The sequence below is a fragment of the Sphingomonas bacterium genome (genome assembly GCF_028292945.1).
GTDB lineage: Bacteria > Pseudomonadota > Alphaproteobacteria > Sphingomonadales > Sphingomonadaceae > Sphingomonas.
Map to the genome: position 1 here is coordinate 27668 of NZ_JAQGLJ010000076.1, position 14291 is coordinate 41958.

16 protein-coding genes are annotated in these 14291 nt (G+C 67.9%); 8 read left to right on the forward strand and 8 right to left on the reverse strand.

Annotation, left to right across the window (positions count from 1 at the left end; translation table 11 throughout):
* Positions 1 to 191 precede the first annotated feature (191 nt).
* Together JWN21_RS09250 and JWN21_RS09255 are read left to right on the forward strand one after the other, a co-directional pair.
* On the forward strand, positions 192 to 542 hold the full coding sequence (locus JWN21_RS09250) for a hypothetical protein (protein ID WP_299648803.1): 351 nt from the start codon (positions 192 to 194) through the stop codon (positions 540 to 542).
* 1 nt (position 543) lies between these two features.
* Positions 544 to 1188 carry a hypothetical protein gene (locus JWN21_RS09255; protein ID WP_299648806.1) on the forward strand — a complete coding sequence of 215 codons (645 nt, stop codon included), beginning with the start codon at positions 544 to 546 and terminating at the stop codon, positions 1186 to 1188.
* Positions 1189 to 1230: 42 nt separating this feature from the next.
* On the opposite strand, the gene dprA is transcribed toward JWN21_RS09255, so the two are convergent.
* Both dprA and plsY read right to left on the reverse strand, forming a co-directional pair.
* A complete protein-coding gene (dprA, locus tag JWN21_RS09260; protein ID WP_299648809.1) occupies positions 1231 to 2304 on the reverse strand; it encodes a DNA-processing protein DprA in 1074 nt (357 codons plus the stop codon).
* Between the two features lie 7 nt (positions 2305 to 2311).
* On the reverse strand, positions 2312 to 2917 hold the full coding sequence (gene plsY, locus JWN21_RS09265) for a glycerol-3-phosphate 1-O-acyltransferase PlsY (RefSeq protein ID WP_299648812.1): 606 nt from the start codon (positions 2915 to 2917) through the stop codon (positions 2312 to 2314).
* A 98-nt stretch (positions 2918 to 3015) separates the two neighbouring features.
* Between plsY and murI the strand changes: the two genes are divergently transcribed.
* Both murI and hemA read left to right on the forward strand, forming a co-directional pair.
* Positions 3016 to 3810 (forward strand): glutamate racemase, encoded by a 795-nt coding sequence (gene murI / locus JWN21_RS09270; RefSeq protein WP_299648815.1) that lies wholly within the window; start codon positions 3016 to 3018, stop codon positions 3808 to 3810.
* Positions 3811 to 3854: 44 nt separating this feature from the next.
* Entirely contained in the window at positions 3855 to 5111 is a 1257-nt protein-coding gene (gene hemA / locus JWN21_RS09275) for a 5-aminolevulinate synthase (protein ID WP_299648818.1), read from the forward strand.
* On the opposite strand, the gene JWN21_RS09280 is transcribed toward hemA, so the two are convergent.
* The gene (locus JWN21_RS09280; protein WP_299648821.1) at positions 5108 to 5569 is read right to left on the reverse strand and encodes a hypothetical protein; all 462 of its coding nucleotides are present in this window, start codon (positions 5567 to 5569) and stop codon (positions 5108 to 5110) included. The two genes, hemA and JWN21_RS09280, sit on opposite strands and share 4 nt — an antisense overlap.
* A gap of 214 nt (positions 5570 to 5783) precedes the next feature.
* On the opposite strand from JWN21_RS09280, the gene glyA reads away from it, so the two are divergent.
* The 4 genes from glyA to JWN21_RS09300 are packed head-to-tail and all read left to right on the forward strand — an operon-like array spanning position 5784 to position 8549.
* Positions 5784 to 7094, forward strand: a complete 1311-nt coding sequence (glyA, locus tag JWN21_RS09285) for a serine hydroxymethyltransferase (protein ID WP_299648823.1) — start codon at positions 5784 to 5786, stop codon at positions 7092 to 7094.
* Positions 7095 to 7098: 4 nt separating this feature from the next.
* Positions 7099 to 7275 (forward strand): hypothetical protein, encoded by a 177-nt coding sequence (locus JWN21_RS09290; RefSeq protein WP_299648826.1) that lies wholly within the window; start codon positions 7099 to 7101, stop codon positions 7273 to 7275.
* 52 nt (positions 7276 to 7327) lie between these two features.
* Complete coding sequence (gene nrdR / locus JWN21_RS09295; protein WP_299648829.1) at positions 7328 to 7801, forward strand: transcriptional regulator NrdR; 474 nt, start codon at positions 7328 to 7330, stop codon at positions 7799 to 7801.
* A gap of 1 nt (position 7802) precedes the next feature.
* A complete protein-coding gene (locus tag JWN21_RS09300) occupies positions 7803 to 8549 on the forward strand; it encodes an RNA methyltransferase (protein ID WP_299648832.1) in 747 nt (248 codons plus the stop codon).
* On the opposite strand, the gene JWN21_RS09305 is transcribed toward JWN21_RS09300, so the two are convergent.
* The 5 genes from JWN21_RS09305 to JWN21_RS09325 are packed head-to-tail and all read right to left on the reverse strand — an operon-like array spanning position 8546 to position 13919.
* The gene (locus tag JWN21_RS09305; protein WP_299648835.1) at positions 8546 to 9703 is read right to left on the reverse strand and encodes an MFS transporter; all 1158 of its coding nucleotides are present in this window, start codon (positions 9701 to 9703) and stop codon (positions 8546 to 8548) included. The genes JWN21_RS09300 and JWN21_RS09305 overlap by 4 nt on opposite strands.
* A complete protein-coding gene (locus JWN21_RS09310; RefSeq protein WP_299648837.1) occupies positions 9693 to 10697 on the reverse strand; it encodes a histone deacetylase family protein in 1005 nt (334 codons plus the stop codon). Before JWN21_RS09310 ends, JWN21_RS09305 begins: the two co-directional genes overlap by 11 nt.
* The gene (locus tag JWN21_RS09315; RefSeq protein WP_299648840.1) at positions 10694 to 11284 is read right to left on the reverse strand and encodes an SOS response-associated peptidase family protein; all 591 of its coding nucleotides are present in this window, start codon (positions 11282 to 11284) and stop codon (positions 10694 to 10696) included. The genes JWN21_RS09310 and JWN21_RS09315 overlap by 4 nt, the downstream gene beginning before the upstream one ends.
* Positions 11277 to 12851, reverse strand: a complete 1575-nt coding sequence (locus JWN21_RS09320; RefSeq protein ID WP_299648843.1) for a lysine--tRNA ligase — start codon at positions 12849 to 12851, stop codon at positions 11277 to 11279. Before JWN21_RS09320 ends, JWN21_RS09315 begins: the two co-directional genes overlap by 8 nt.
* A gap of 33 nt (positions 12852 to 12884) precedes the next feature.
* Positions 12885 to 13919, reverse strand: coding sequence for a fatty acid desaturase (locus JWN21_RS09325; protein WP_299648845.1), 1035 nt, complete (start codon positions 13917 to 13919; stop codon positions 12885 to 12887).
* Between the last annotated feature and the right edge of the window lie 372 nt (positions 13920 to 14291).

Here is a 14291-nt window from a genome sequence, read left to right on the forward strand (position 1 = left end):
GTCCTTACGTGTACGCGCGAGGGTGGGTGGCCGGACGCGATGGCGTCAACCCCGGTGCGGTTGGACGCATAGTTGTAGCAAACGCCTCTTGACAGGTCGGTTCTGAAATAGGCGAATTCCGTGCGACAACGGGGCCGGAGGGGGCTGAGGTGGCGATACAGTTGGACGAAGGGGGTCGGACCGGGGGGTCGATGCCTTCCAAGAAGGAACGTGACGACCTCAAGCGCTATGCGCAGGAGCTCAAGATGTCGTCGGGCGGCTGGGCGCAAGAGCACAGGCAATGGGAGCAGGAGGGCGAAGCGAGGGCGCGCGCCCGGATCGAAAAGGTGCTGCACGACGCCAAGGCGAAAGGCGATCGGCGGCGGGTCGCGTCAATCCTTCAGGCGATGGCCGGAAAGGCGCAAGCGGACGCTGAGGTGCTGCACCAGAAGCTGGAGATGCTGAAATGGCACATGGTGGTCGATGCACTGAGCGTCATCGACCCGACGCCGATCAGCGACGGCGTCAGCATCTGGATGGACGTGCAGGAAGCGGCGAACTGACATGAGCATCCGCCTGCCTCACCCGTTCAACAAGTTCCAGAACGCGGCCAGAGTGGTCACCATGTCCAAGCGGACCATGGCGATCATCCGATCGATCGAGACACTCAAGGCCGAGGCACGCCTGCTCGCCCGAGTGGCGGAGCAGGAGTCCAAAAGCGCGGTCAAAATTGCCAAGGATGAGCTGAAGCTCGCCGGAGGCGGGGGCACCTCGAAGTTGAGTCTGCCGCCGAGCAGAGGCCACTCGCCGATCGGACAGGCCGCACCGCCGAAGGGCAAGCCCGCCCCGCCGAGGCCCGGCGCACCTGCCAAGCCCGCCGCTCCCCAAGGCGCCAGACCGGCGGCCGGACAAGGGCCGCTCGCCCAGGCGGCCGCCAAGGCGCTCAAGGAACTGGACGAGCTCCGCGCCGACTTCAAGGACGCGGTCGCGCACGCGGAGCGCTATCGACGCGACAAGAAGCTGCTGGACAAGGTCACCAACCAGCTGAAGTTCAACTCCGCCTACAACCGGCTGCTCCGAGCGCAGCAGAAGTTCAACAACGCCTATCAGGCAATGCGCGCCAGCCCCCACACTGCCGGTAATGCACTGGCGACGGCGCGCCGCGAGATGGAAGCGGCGTTCAGCGACATGATGAGCGCGGTCGACTAGGTCCCCGCGTTCAAGCCGGCGCTACCGCCCACTGGTCGGTCGCTACCGCAAGCTCACCCGGCCCCCAGCATGGCGCTCCAGCCGTCCGGCAAGCTCCAGCTCCAGCAGCACGGTCTGCACCACGGGGGGCGGCAGGCGGGCCTGACGGATGATCTCGTCGACCCCGACGGGCACCGGACCCAGCAGATCGGTGAGGCGGCGGCGATCGGCGTCGCTCGCATCCTCGAGCGGCGCGGGCGAAAACGGATCGGCCGGCGACCGCACGCTGCGGGGGTCGAGGGGGCGGAGCTGCTCGAGCACGTCGGATGCGCTCTGCACCAGCGTTGCGCCCTCGCGGATCAGCAGATTGCACCCCTGCGCACGGGGATCGAGCGGCGAGCCGGGCACCGCCATCACCTCACGGCCTGCTTCCGCCGCCAGCCGCGCGGTGATCAGCGAGCCGGACTTCGGTGCCGCTTCCACCACCACCGTGCCGCCCGCGATCCCGGCGATGATACGATTGCGATACGGGAAGTGGCGCGCGCGCGGCTCGGTGCCGGGCGGCATCTCGGCCACCAGCAAACCCTCGTTGGCGATCCGCTCCTGCAGCTCGGCATTCTCGGGTGGGAACACGACATCGATGCCGCCGGCGATCACCGCTACCGTGCCGCCCGACAGGCTGCCGACATGGGCGGCGGTATCGATGCCGCGCGCCAGGCCCGACACGACAGTGGCATCTCCGGCCAGATCGTGCGCGAGCTGACGCGCGAACCGGCACGCGGCGGCGGATGCATTGCGTGCGCCGACCACGGCGACGGCCATGCGATGCGCGAGCTGCACGTCCCCGCGCACCACCAGCACGGGCGGCGCGTTATCGAGCTCTCCCAGCAGCGGCGGATACTCGGGCTCGCCGAGGAACAAATAGCGCGCACCCAGCCGCTCAACGGTCGCCTGCTCGCGTTCGGCGACTGCGCGATCGGGCACGCGCGGCACTTCGCCACCGCCACGCCGCGCCAACTGCGGCAGCGCCTCGAGTGCCGCCGTCGCCGTGCCGAAGCGAGCGATCAACTGGCGAAAGGTGACCGGGCCGACGCTGGGGGTGCGCAGCAGCCGCAGCCGCGCGGTGGTGTCGGTCACGCGCCCGTCAATCCGGTGAGGCGCCCAGGCGCGGTTCGGTGCCGGCGAGCAGGCGCTCGATATTCTCGCTATGCTTCCACAGCAGAACCAGCGCCAGCGACAGGAACAACAACACCAGATCGAAGCGATCGAACAGCGCCGCCGATACCGGCGCGGACAACGCCGCGAGCATGCCCGCCAGCGAAGACACGCGCAGCAGCGCCAAGCTCGCGAGCCAGACGCCCGCATAAACCAGCCCCACCGGCCAATGCAGCGCCAGCGTCAGGCCGAGCAACGTCGCAACCCCCTTGCCGCCCTTGAAGCGCAGCCAGACGGGATAACAATGGCCAAGGAACGCACCAGCCGCCGCCAGCGGCTCGTCGCCGGGCGAGAAGTGCCGCACGATCAGCACCGCCGCGACGCCCTTCAACGCGTCCAGGATCAGCGTCGCCGCAGCGAGTCCCTTGCGCCCGGTGCGCAGCACGTTGGTGGCGCCGATGTTGCCCGAGCCGATCTGCCGGACATCGCCGGCACCGCCCCAGCGCGTCAGCAGCACGCCGAACGGAATAGAACCCAGCAGATAGCCGATCAACAGCGCCCCTGCAGGCGCGAGCCAGATGATCTGCGTGTCCACCCCGTCCCCTTTAGTTCGGAGTATAGCGAGGTTGCGCACGACCGCCAAACAACCTCGCTCAGCTTGGTTGCACGGGCCCCTTGCCGTAGGACGCGGTCATGAGCGACGCGCCGCTGCTGTTCTTCGACTCCGGCGTCGGCGGCCTGTCGGTGGTCGCGCCGACGTGCGCGCTGCTGCCGTCCGCGCCGATCGTCTACGTCGCCGACTCGGCGGGCTTTCCATACGGGACGCGCAGCGAGGCGGAGATCGCCGCGCGCGTACCGGCGTTGCTTGGGCGTCTGGTTGAGCGGTATCGCCCTAGGTTGGTGGTGATCGCGTGCAATACGGCGTCGACGATCGCGCTCCCGGTGGTACGCGCCGCGCTGGACGTGCCGGTGGTCGGCACGGTGCCGGCGATCAAGCCCGCCGCCGAACTCAGCCGGACGCGGGCGATCGGCGTGCTGGGGACGGCGGCGACGGTACGCCAGCCCTATGTCGACGACCTCGCCGCCCGATTCGCGAGCGACTGTCTGGTGCTGCGCCACGGCTCGTCGGCGCTGGTCGAGTTGGCAGAGGAGAAGCTCGCGGGCATGTCGCCGTCGCGCAGACTGATCGCGGCTGAGCTGGCCGGCCTGTTCGATCAGCCGGGGGGCAACCGCATCGATGTGATCGTCAACGCCTGCACGCACTTCCCGCTGCTTGAAGATGACCTGATCGCCGTCGCGCCGGACGGCGTGCAGTTCGTCGATGGTGGCGAAGGCATCGCGCGTCGAGTCGCGCACCTCACGCGAGACCAGAACTGGCCTGCGACCATGCCGAAGCATCGACTCGTCTTCACGCGACTGGGCGATCGCGAGCATCGGATAGCGGCCGCGCTGGCAACACAGGGCTTCGCCGCACCCGAAAACCTCTGACCGGCTGGAAAAGCCGCGGGGAAGCCGCTAGGAGCTCTTGCACGATGATCTCGCCCATTGCTTCCGGGACAAGCGCTCCCGCCGCGATCGACTATTCGCGTGTCTTTTCGCAAGCGATCGACCGGCTGCATGCCGAAGGTCGCTACCGCGTGTTTATCGACATTCTGCGCAACAAGGGCGCGTTCCCGAATGCGCGCTGCTTCGCGGGGCACAATGGTCCCAAGCCGATCACCGTGTGGTGCTCCAACGACTACCTCGCCATGGGTCAGCACCCCAAGGTGATCGCCGCGATGGAGGAAGCGCTGCACGACGTCGGCGCCGGCTCGGGCGGCACGCGCAATATCGGCGGCAACACGCACTACCATGTCGATCTCGAAGGCGAGCTCGCCGATCTGCACGGCAAGGAAGCAGCACTGCTGTTCACCAGCGGCTATGTCTCCAACGAGGCGACGCTGTCGACATTGGCGCGCGTGCTGCCGGGCATCGTCATCTTCTCCGACGAGCTCAACCACGCGTCGATGATCGCCGGCATCCGCAGCGCCGGCTGCGAGAAGCGGATCTTCCGGCACAATGACCTCGCGCATCTCGAGCAGCTGCTGGCCGCCGAAGATCCCGCCGTGCCCAAGCTGATCGCGTTCGAGAGCGTGTATTCGATGGAGGGCGACGTCGCGCCGATCGCGGCGATCTGCGACCTCGCCGACCGTTACAACGCGCTCACCTATTGCGACGAGGTCCACGCGGTCGGCATGTACGGCCCGCGCGGCGGCGGCATCTCCGAGCGTGATGGCGTCGCCGATCGTATCACGGTTGTCGAGGGCACGCTGGGCAAGGCGTTCGGCGTGATGGGCGGCTACATCGCCGCCGATCGCACGATCGTCGACGTGATCCGCAGCTATGCGCCGGGGTTCATCTTCACGACGTCGCTATCACCGGTGCTGGTCGCCGGCGTGCTGGCGAGCGTGCGTCACCTCAAGGCGTCTTCGGTCGAGCGCGACGCGCAGCAGGCGGCGGCGGCGATGCTGAAGGCGATGCTGGCGGATGCCGGCCTGCCGGTGATGGCGGGCGAAACGCACATCGTGCCGCTGATGGTCGGCGACCCGGTCAAGGCGAAACGCATCAGCGACGTGCTGCTGGCCGAGTACGGCATCTACGTGCAGCCGATCAACTATCCCACCGTTCCGCGCGGTACCGAGCGGCTGCGGTTCACACCGGGCCCCGCACATGACGAGGCCATGATGCGCGAGCTGACAGGCGCGCTGGTGGAGATCTGGGGTCGGTTGGAGCTCAGGCAGGCGGCCTAGCCGCGGCAATAGCCTTCGCCAGGCCTCACGGTGAGGCACTCGCGCTTCCCCGCCAGGTATTTCAGTCCCGTCGCGTCCCCATCGGTGCGGCGCAGCAGCAACTCCTCGCCGTCGCGCGTGAACGACAGCCCGGCGGTGGCCGGCTCATCCGTCGCGTCGGCAATGAAAATGGCGCGACGATCGAGGTCCCATTGCATCTCGAGCCGGAACTGGCCCGGTACGTCTGCTTTGGCGACGACAAGGTACATGCCCTCCACACCGCGCCAGCGGCCGAGGTAGTCCTCTTCAACGAACTGATTGGCCGTTATCGGAGTGGCTGCGTTTCCAGGAGCGGGGATCTTGGCCGACTCGGCCGCGGGCGAATCGCGCTCGACGATCTGCGTGTCGTCGGCCGAAGACCGCGCCTGCGGCGCACATGCGGCGACCAAAAGCACCGCGCATACGGCAATGACGCGCATTTCATTCTCCTACGGCACCAACAGCAGCCCTCGCCAAAACGCACCGTGTGCGCACAGGCAGCCTCGACGCTGTCGGAAGCCGCGAAGACGCGGGTAATCCGATGATGCGCATCGCTGTACCATCCGCTCGATTTCCTTGCGAGTCGGCTGTGGCGCGCACGTCCGCCAACAGCTATGGCCCGACCGACCCCGCCATTCGCCAAGGAGCTCGCCCATGAGCACCCAGCCCGCCAACATCCACGATCCCCAGCCGACCGGCTTCTTCACCCGCTCACTCGCCGACGCGGATCCCGCGATTGCCGACGGGATCGCGCACGAACTCGACCGGGAGCAGACGCAGATCGAGCTGATCGCGTCCGAGAACATCGTCAGCCGCGCCGTGCTGGAGGCGCAGGGGTCGGTTTTCACCAACAAATACGCCGAGGGTTATCCGGGCAAGCGCTATTACCAGGGCTGCGCGCCCTCGGACGAGGTTGAGCAGCTCGCGATCGACCGGGCGAAGCAGCTGTTCGGCTGCGGCTTTGCCAACGTCCAGCCGCATTCGGGCGCGCAGGCGAACGGCGCGGTGATGCTGGCGTTGGTCAAGCCCGGCGACACTATCCTGGGCATGAGCCTGGATGCCGGCGGCCACCTGACGCACGGCGCACGCGCGGCGATGAGCGGCAAGTGGTTCAACGCGGTCCAGTATGGCGTCGATCCGGTCACGCACCTGATCGACTACGCACAGGTCGAGGCGCTGGCGGTCGAGCACCAGCCGAAGCTGATCATCGCCGGCGGCTCCGCCTATCCGCGCGTCATCGACTTCGCGAAGTTCCGCGCCATCGCGGACAAGGTCGGCGCGTATTTCATGGTCGACATGGCGCATTTCGCGGGCATCGTCGCGGCGGGGCTGCACCCGACGCCGTTCGGCCACGCGCACGTCGTCACCACGACCACGCACAAGACGCTGCGTGGCCCGCGCGGCGGCATGATCATGACGAATGACGAGGCGCTGGCGAAGAAGATCAACTCGGCGGTGTTTCCCGGCCTGCAGGGCGGGCCGCTGATGCACGTCATCGCCGCCAAGGCGGTGGCGTTCGGCGAGGCACTGCGGCCGGACTTCAAGGGCTATATCGCTGCGGTCGTGGAGAACGCAAAAGTGCTCGCCGCGACGCTGAAGGAGCGCGGCGCGGATCTGGTGTCGGGCGGCACCGACACGCATCTGGCGCTGGTCGACCTGACCCCGCTTGGCGTCACCGGTCGGGATGCCGACGAGGCGCTGGAGCGCGCCGGCATCACCTGCAACAAGAACGGCATCCCCAACGATCCGTTGCCGCCGGTCAAGACCAGCGGCATTCGCATCGGCTCGCCCGCCGGCACGACGCGCGGCTTCGGTCCGGCCGAGTTCCGGGAGATCGGCCACATGGTTGCCGACGTGCTCGACGGTCTGGCCAAGAACGGTGAAGCCGGTGATGCGCACGTCGAACATGCTGTCCGTGAGCGTGTGCGGGCGTTGTGTGCCCGGTTCCCCATCTACGAAGGATAATCGCATGTCGCAGATCGACGAAGTGCAGAGCACGATCAAGAACACGCCGGGCCTGGGCAAGAGCATGGCCAAATGGGGTGCGCTGGGCGCGGTGGTCGCGATCCCGGTGCCGTTCATCGGTCCGCCGCTGGGCGCCATCGCCGGTGCGATCTATGCCTATACGAAGCGCAACAAGGCGTGATCTTGCGGCGCTCGCGCGCCGAGGCCGCACCGGGCCGTGAGGTCGTCCGATAATGCGCTGCCCGTTCTGCGCGCATGAGGACAGCCAGGTAAAGGACAGCCGCCCCACGGAAGACGGGGCGGCAATCCGGCGGCGGCGGCAATGCGAGGGATGCGCGGCGCGCTTCACGACTTTTGAGCGGATCCAGCTGCGTGAACTGACGGTGTTGAAGTCGGAAGATCGGCGCGAACCGTTCGATCGTGACAAGTTGCTCCGCTCGCTGGCGATCGCAGCGCGCAAGCGCCCGATCGAGCCGGTGCGGCTGGAGAAGCTGGTCTCCGGCATTCAGCGCCAGCTCGAAACCGGCGGCGAGAGCGAGATCACCTCCAAGCGGATCGGCGAGCTGGTGATGGACGGGCTGAAGGCGCTCGACACGGTCGCCTACATCCGCTTCGCCAGCGTCTATCGCGACTTCAGCGAGGCCCGTGATTTCGAGGCGTTCGCGGGGTCGGTGCAAGAGGTGGGGGCTTCCCCAAGGCAGGACTGATTTGCCGCCAATCATCGTCCTCGTCCGCCCGCAACTCGCCGAGAACATCGGCAAGGCCGCGCGCGCGATGCTCAATTTCGGGCTGACCGAACTGCGCCTCGTGGCCCCGCGCGACGGCTGGCCGAATCCGCTCGCGGGGCCGGCGGCGTCAGGGGCCGACCAGGTGATCGCGGATGCCCAGGTCTTCGCCACCACGGCGGCGGCGGTGGCGGATTGCGCGCACGTCTATGCCACCACGGTGCGCAAACGCGGTGTGACCAAGCCGGTGGTGACACCGGAGGCGGCCGCGCAGGCGATCCGCGCCGCACCGGGTCGAACCGCCGTGCTGTTCGGGCCGGAGCGGTCGGGCCTCGACATGGAGGATGTGGCGCTGGCGCGCAGCATCCTGACGGTGCCGATCAATCCCGACTTCGGCTCGCTGAACCTCGCGCAGGCGGTGATCCTGGTCGCGTATGAATGGTCAAAGCACGCCCCGAGCGGAGCCGAGGGGGGCAAAGCGCTCGTGCAGCCGCCGGAGGTGGAGCTCGACCCACCAGCGGCACAGGAAGAGCTGGACGGGATGATCGCGCAGCTCGACGCGATGCTGGTGACCGCGGGTTTCTTCCACCCGCCCGATCGCACGCCGACGGTGCGCCGCACGCTGCAGACGCTGCTGACCAAGCCGGGCTGGTCAGCCCAGGAGGTGCGCACGATGCGCGGTGTGCTGTCGGCGCTGTCGGGGAAGAAGCGCAGGCGGGCGCCCGACTAACGCACCCGCGCCAGCAAGGCCGCGCCGAGCAGCGCCAGCAGCCCGAGGACGAGGCAGAACCCGGTCACGCCGGGCCACCCCGCCCAGCTCCACGCCACCCCGCCCGCCGAGCCGAGCACGCTGGACCCCGCATAATAGAAGAACAGATACCACGCCGCCGCTTGACCGCGAGCCTGCGCCGCGCGCTGTCCGACGCGCGCGCTGGCGATCGCATGCGCACCGAAAAAGCCGATCGTCGCCACTCCGACGCCAACGATGACAAGCGGCAACGGCTGCGCGGCGGTCAGGGCGATGCCGCCGATCAGCAACGCGATCGGCCAGGCAAGCCCCGCCCGCGCCGCCGCCGCGCCGAACCACGCCGAGCTGGCCGAACCGAGCAGGTAGAGCAGGAACACCGACCCGACCTCCGCCTGGCCTAGCGAGTAGGGCGGTGCGAGCAGCCGGAAGCCGGCGTAATTGTACAGGGTGACGAACGCTCCCATCAGCACGAACGCCTCGCCATAAAGGAGCAACAGCGCCGGATCGCGCAATGGCGCGGTCATCGAGGCTCGGCTGGTCGAAGCGACGAAGCGGCGCGAGGCGGGCGCAAGGCGGCGAAAAGCCTCCGCCATCGCCAGGCCGATGGCACCCACGCCGGCGAGCGCCCATCGCCAGTCGCCGACATCGGCGAGCACGCTCGCGATCAGCCGCCCGCCCATGCCGCCGAGCGCGGAGCCGGCGATGTACAGCCCCATCGCGGCACCGACCGACGCCCCTTCAACTTCCTCCCCGACATACGCCATCGCCACCGCCGGTACGCCCGCCAGCGCCAGTCCCGTCAGCACGCGCAGCGCGAGCAGCGACCACCAGCCCGGCACGACGGCGGCGAGCAGCGTCAGCGCCGCGGCCGCCATCATCCCGACGACCAACAGCGGCCTTCGACCGAGCCGGTCCGACACGATCCCGGCGATCAGGATGCCGATCGCCAGCGGTCCCGTCGCCGCCGACACGGCCAGCGAGGACGCCTCCGCGCTCAATCCGAACTCGGCCGCGAACAGCGGCAGCAGCGGCTGCGTGGCGTAAAGCAGCGAGAAGGTGGCGAAACCGGCGAACAGCATCGCCAGCGTCAGCCGGCGATAGGCCGGGGACCCGCGCGCGTGGCCCTCAGAAGCCACTCAGGAAGCCGGCGACGTTCGCCCCCAGCGCGTCGACGGCATAGCCGCCCTCCATGACGATGACGGTCGGCCAGCCGCACCCGGCGATGTCGCGCGCGAGCAGCGCATAATCGGGCGTGCGCAACGCGAAGTGGCTGATCGGATCGCCCTCCCAGGTATCCGCGCCGAAGCTGACGACCAGCAGCCCCGGCCCGAACCTCGTGATCGCGCCGAGTGCGGCGGCCTGCGCTTGCCGGAAGGTGCCTAACGTCGTCCCATGCGGCAGCGGCAGGTTCAGCGTCGTGCCTTCACCCGCGCCCTCGCCGGTCTCGTCGGCATGGCCCCAGTAGAAGGGGTAGTCGGTCGCCGGGTCGGCGTGGATACTGGCGTAGAACACGTCGGCTCGTGCCCAGAAGATGTCCTGCGTGCCGTTGCCGTGGTGATAGTCGATGTCGAGCACCGCCACGCGCTCGACGCCCGCATCGCGCGCCGCTTGGGCAGCGATGGCGGCGACGTTCAGATGGCAATAGCCGCCGCAATAATCCGCGCCGGCATGATGCCCGGGAGGTCGGCACAGCGCGAACGCCGCGCGCTCGCCACCGAGCACGGTTCGGACCGCCGTCAGTGCGGTCTGCGCATTCCAGTAGGCGGCGTCCCAGGTGTCGAGCGTAATCGGCGTCGTGGCATCGAAGCTGTACCGGCCCATCAGCGCATCGACCCGGTCGAGCCGCAGCGGCCGGCGGCCGACAATCGGAAACACATACGGGATGGCGTCGCCTGGACGCCCCGCCGCGCGCCACAGCACCGGGGCGTCGCGCAGGAAGGCGAGGTAATCGGGCGTGTGCACCGCCTCGATCCCGACGAGGCCGTGGTCTGCCGGCTCCTCGGCCCCGCCGATCATCGTCAGGATCGCTCGTGCCCGATCCGGCGTCTCCGCGTAGGCGTTGAAGGCGCCGTTGTGCAGCTCCTGCGTCGGCGCGTGGGCGAGCTGCCGGGGCGAGAAGAAGCGCCTCACGCGCGGGCGGCGGTCAGGCTGCCGGCGGGCAGCGGGCGGCACAGCTGGGCACTCGGCACGGCGGGGTCGAGCCAGCGGCCCCAGTCGTCACGCCCAAGCACCACGACCTGTCGCGAATGATATGGCTCCATGTCCGCGCCAGGCGGACAGGTCAGCATCGTGAACGCCTCTCCTACGCTGGCCTCAGAGCGCCAAAGCCCCGCAATGCAGAACCAGTCATGCCCGACCAGCCGGAACGCCCACTTGGTCTTGCGCTTGATCTTCGGGTCCTCAGGCGCGGTGAATTCGTAAAATTGGTCGACCGGGATCAGACAGCGGCCCTTGTCGAGCGTGCGTCCGTCCGAGCGGAAATTGTACACCGGTTTGCCGCCCGCACCCGGCCAGCTCCACCGCCGCGTCACCAGCTCCGCGCCCCCCTCCACACTTGCTCCGGCGGCGCGGATGATGACCGTGTGATCGGTGATCCTGAACCCGTCGAGCGGCGCCATGTTGGGCAGACCTTCGGGAAAGCTGAGCGGGATGCGCGTCTGCCCCCAATCCTCGCGCAGCTGCCCCAGCGCGATGCGACGGGCGGCCTCGTTACACACGTCCCAACGCTTCCGCGATCAGCGCGCGCGTGTTCTCGACCCCGTACAACGCAACGAAGCTCCCCATCCGCGGCCCCTGCGAGGTGCCGAGCAGCGTCTCGTACAGTGCGCGGAACCAGTCGCGCAGCGCCTCCTTGCCGAACACGGCCTTACCGGTCTCGTAGACCAGGTTCTGGATGTCCTCCGCCGATGCATCCGCCGGCAACGCCGCGAGTTCGTCGTCGAATTGCCGCAGCGCGTCCGCCTCCCGTTCGTCGGGCGCGCGCCTGCTGAGCGTCGGCGCGACGAAATCGCGGGCATAGGCAAGCGCATAGCCGATCAGCCGGTCCAGTTCGGGATGGCTCGCGGCGGTCGCGTCGGGGACATAGTTGGCGAGGTAACCCCAGACCTGCTCGCGGCTCGCATTGCCCAGCACGCCGACCAGGTTGAGCAGCAGCCCGAACGAGACCGGCAGCGTCTCCGTGGGTACGTGCCCGTCGTGAATGTGGTGGACAGGGTTGCCGAGCCGCTCCTTGGGTTCCTGCGTCGGCCAGGCGGCGCGGAACTGCCAATAGTCGTCGATCGCGCGCGGGATCAGGCCGAGATGCAGCGACTTCGCCTTGCGCGGCTCGCGGTAGATGTAGAACCCCAGGCTCTCGTCGGGGCCGTAAGTCAGCCATTCGTCGATCGACAGCCCGTTGCCCTTGGACTTGGAGATCTTCTCACCGCGCTCGTCGAGGAACATCTCGTAGATCAGCGCCTCGGGTGGCCGGCCGCCGAGTATCCGCGCGATGCGGCCGCTCTGGACGCCTGAGTCGATCAGATCCTTGCCGTACATCTCGTAATCGACGCCCAGCGCCACCCAGCGCATCGCCCAGTCGACCTTCCACTGCAGCTTGGCGAGCCCGCCCAGCGCCGATTGCACCACGCGCTCGCCGCTCTCGTCGACGAACGCGATCCTTCCGGCATCAGCATCGACCACCTCGACCGGCACCTGCAGCACGACGCCGGTGGTAGGCGAGATCGGCAGCACCGGCGAATAGGTGGCGCGCCGTTCCGCCCGCAGCGTCGGCAGCATCACGCCCTGGATCGCGTCGAAGTTGCGCAAGACGACTTTCAGCGCGTCGTCGAACCGGCCGCCGCTGTACTGATCTGCCGCCGAGACGAACTCGTATTCGAATTCGAATCGATCAAGAAAGGCCCGCAGCCGCGCGTTGTTGTGCGCGGCGAAGCTGTCGTGCGTCCCGAACGGGTCTGGCACGCGGCTGAGCGGTTTGCCCAGATGTTCGGCAAGCATTGCGCCGTTCGGAACGTTATCCGGCACCTTGCGCATGCCGTCCATGTCGTCGGAGAACGCCACCAGCCGCGTCGGCGCATCCGACAGCGTCGCGAACGCGCGCCGCACCAGCGTCGTGCGCATTACTTCCATGAAAGTGCCGATATGCGGCAGGCCCGAGGGACCGTAGCCGGTCTCGAACAGTATCGGCGCACCGCCGGGCTTGCCCTCCGGCCAGCGTGCGAGCAGCTTGCGCGCTTCTTCGAAGGGCCAGGCCTTGGACTCGAGCGCGGCGGTGCGAAGATCTGTCATAGGCGCGCGGTTAGCGCCCCCTGACAACCGACGCTAGGCTGCCGCCCGCGCCTCGCGGAACGAGACCAGCCGCTTTGCCCGCTCGTCCCACAGCACCAGCCGCGCCGAGCGCACGCTGTCCAGCAGCGTCAGCCGGTTGACCTGCGCCAGTTCCGGCAGCGCCTTCAGCGCGGCGGGCAGACGGTAGAAGGGCACGGTGCTGCACAGGTGGTGCAGATGGTGCATGCCGATGTTGGCGGTGAACCAACGCAGCACCGCCGGCATCACCAGATGCGAGCTGCCGAACACCGCCGCCTCGTGATACGTCCAGTCCTGCTTGGGCGCCCAGTGCGTGTGTTCGAATTGATGCTGGACATAGAACAGCCAGACACCTGCAGATGCGGCCATCAACGTGACCGGCAGCTGGATCAGCAGGAACGTCTTCCACCCGACCAGCAGGATCAGGCCGACACTCAGCGCCACGATGCCCAGATTGGTCCCCATGGTGCTGAGCCAAGGGCGCCATCCTTCCTTCGCCAGACCTAGAGGCAGGCGGTAGCGCAAGAAGAAGAGATAGGCGGGTCCAAGTCCGAAGAGGACAAGCGGATGGCGGTACAGCCAGTATCGTGCGCGCCCCGCCCAGGGCAGTGCGGCGTACTCGGCCACCGTCAACGTATCGACGTCGCCGATACCGCGTTTGTCGAGATTACCCGTGCCGGCATGATGCATCGCATGGGTGCGCCGCCAAAAGTCGTAGGGGCTCAGCGTCAGCACGCCAATGCACCGGCCGACCCAATCGTTCGCATGTCGGTGGCGGAAGAACGCGCCGTGTCCGCAATCATGCTGGATCAGGAACAATCGCAGCAGAAAGCCCGCCGCCGGTACCGCTAGTGCCAGCGTCAGCAGATAGCTGATATCGATCACCAGCCACATCAACAGCCAAGTGACGACGAACGGCGCGACCGTGATCGCCAATTCCACCACACCGCGCGCCGTGTCGGTACTGCGATGCTGCGCAAGCCGCCGGGCGACCACGCGCAGGTCGAGCGTCTCGGCACGGCTGTTCGGTCGGGAGTAGGGAAGGGTCATGCGCGGAAGAGAGCCTGTCGTGAAGGGGAGCTGCGGCGCAGTGACGCCAAGTTGGTGCATGGCGACCGATTAATCAACGCGCTGCGACCGCGAAAGGCCGCAAACAAGGCGACTTCCAACGCGTGCGATGTCTACATTGCGACTCTGGACAGGACCGCTAAAGAACATAGATCGAACAGCTGTCTCTCTCGCCGATGTCCAACTACCACCCTCGTCCGCCGCTCCGGGCCGGCTTCGAATGTGGCCATCTCGGCTGGTGCGGGCAGGATCTTTTGCACGAGACGCGGCATATGCCCGAGGCGGACATGGTGAAGCATTATCGCGACGCGCAGGCGCTCGACGTCACCATGGCGCGCGATGGGCTGCCGTGGC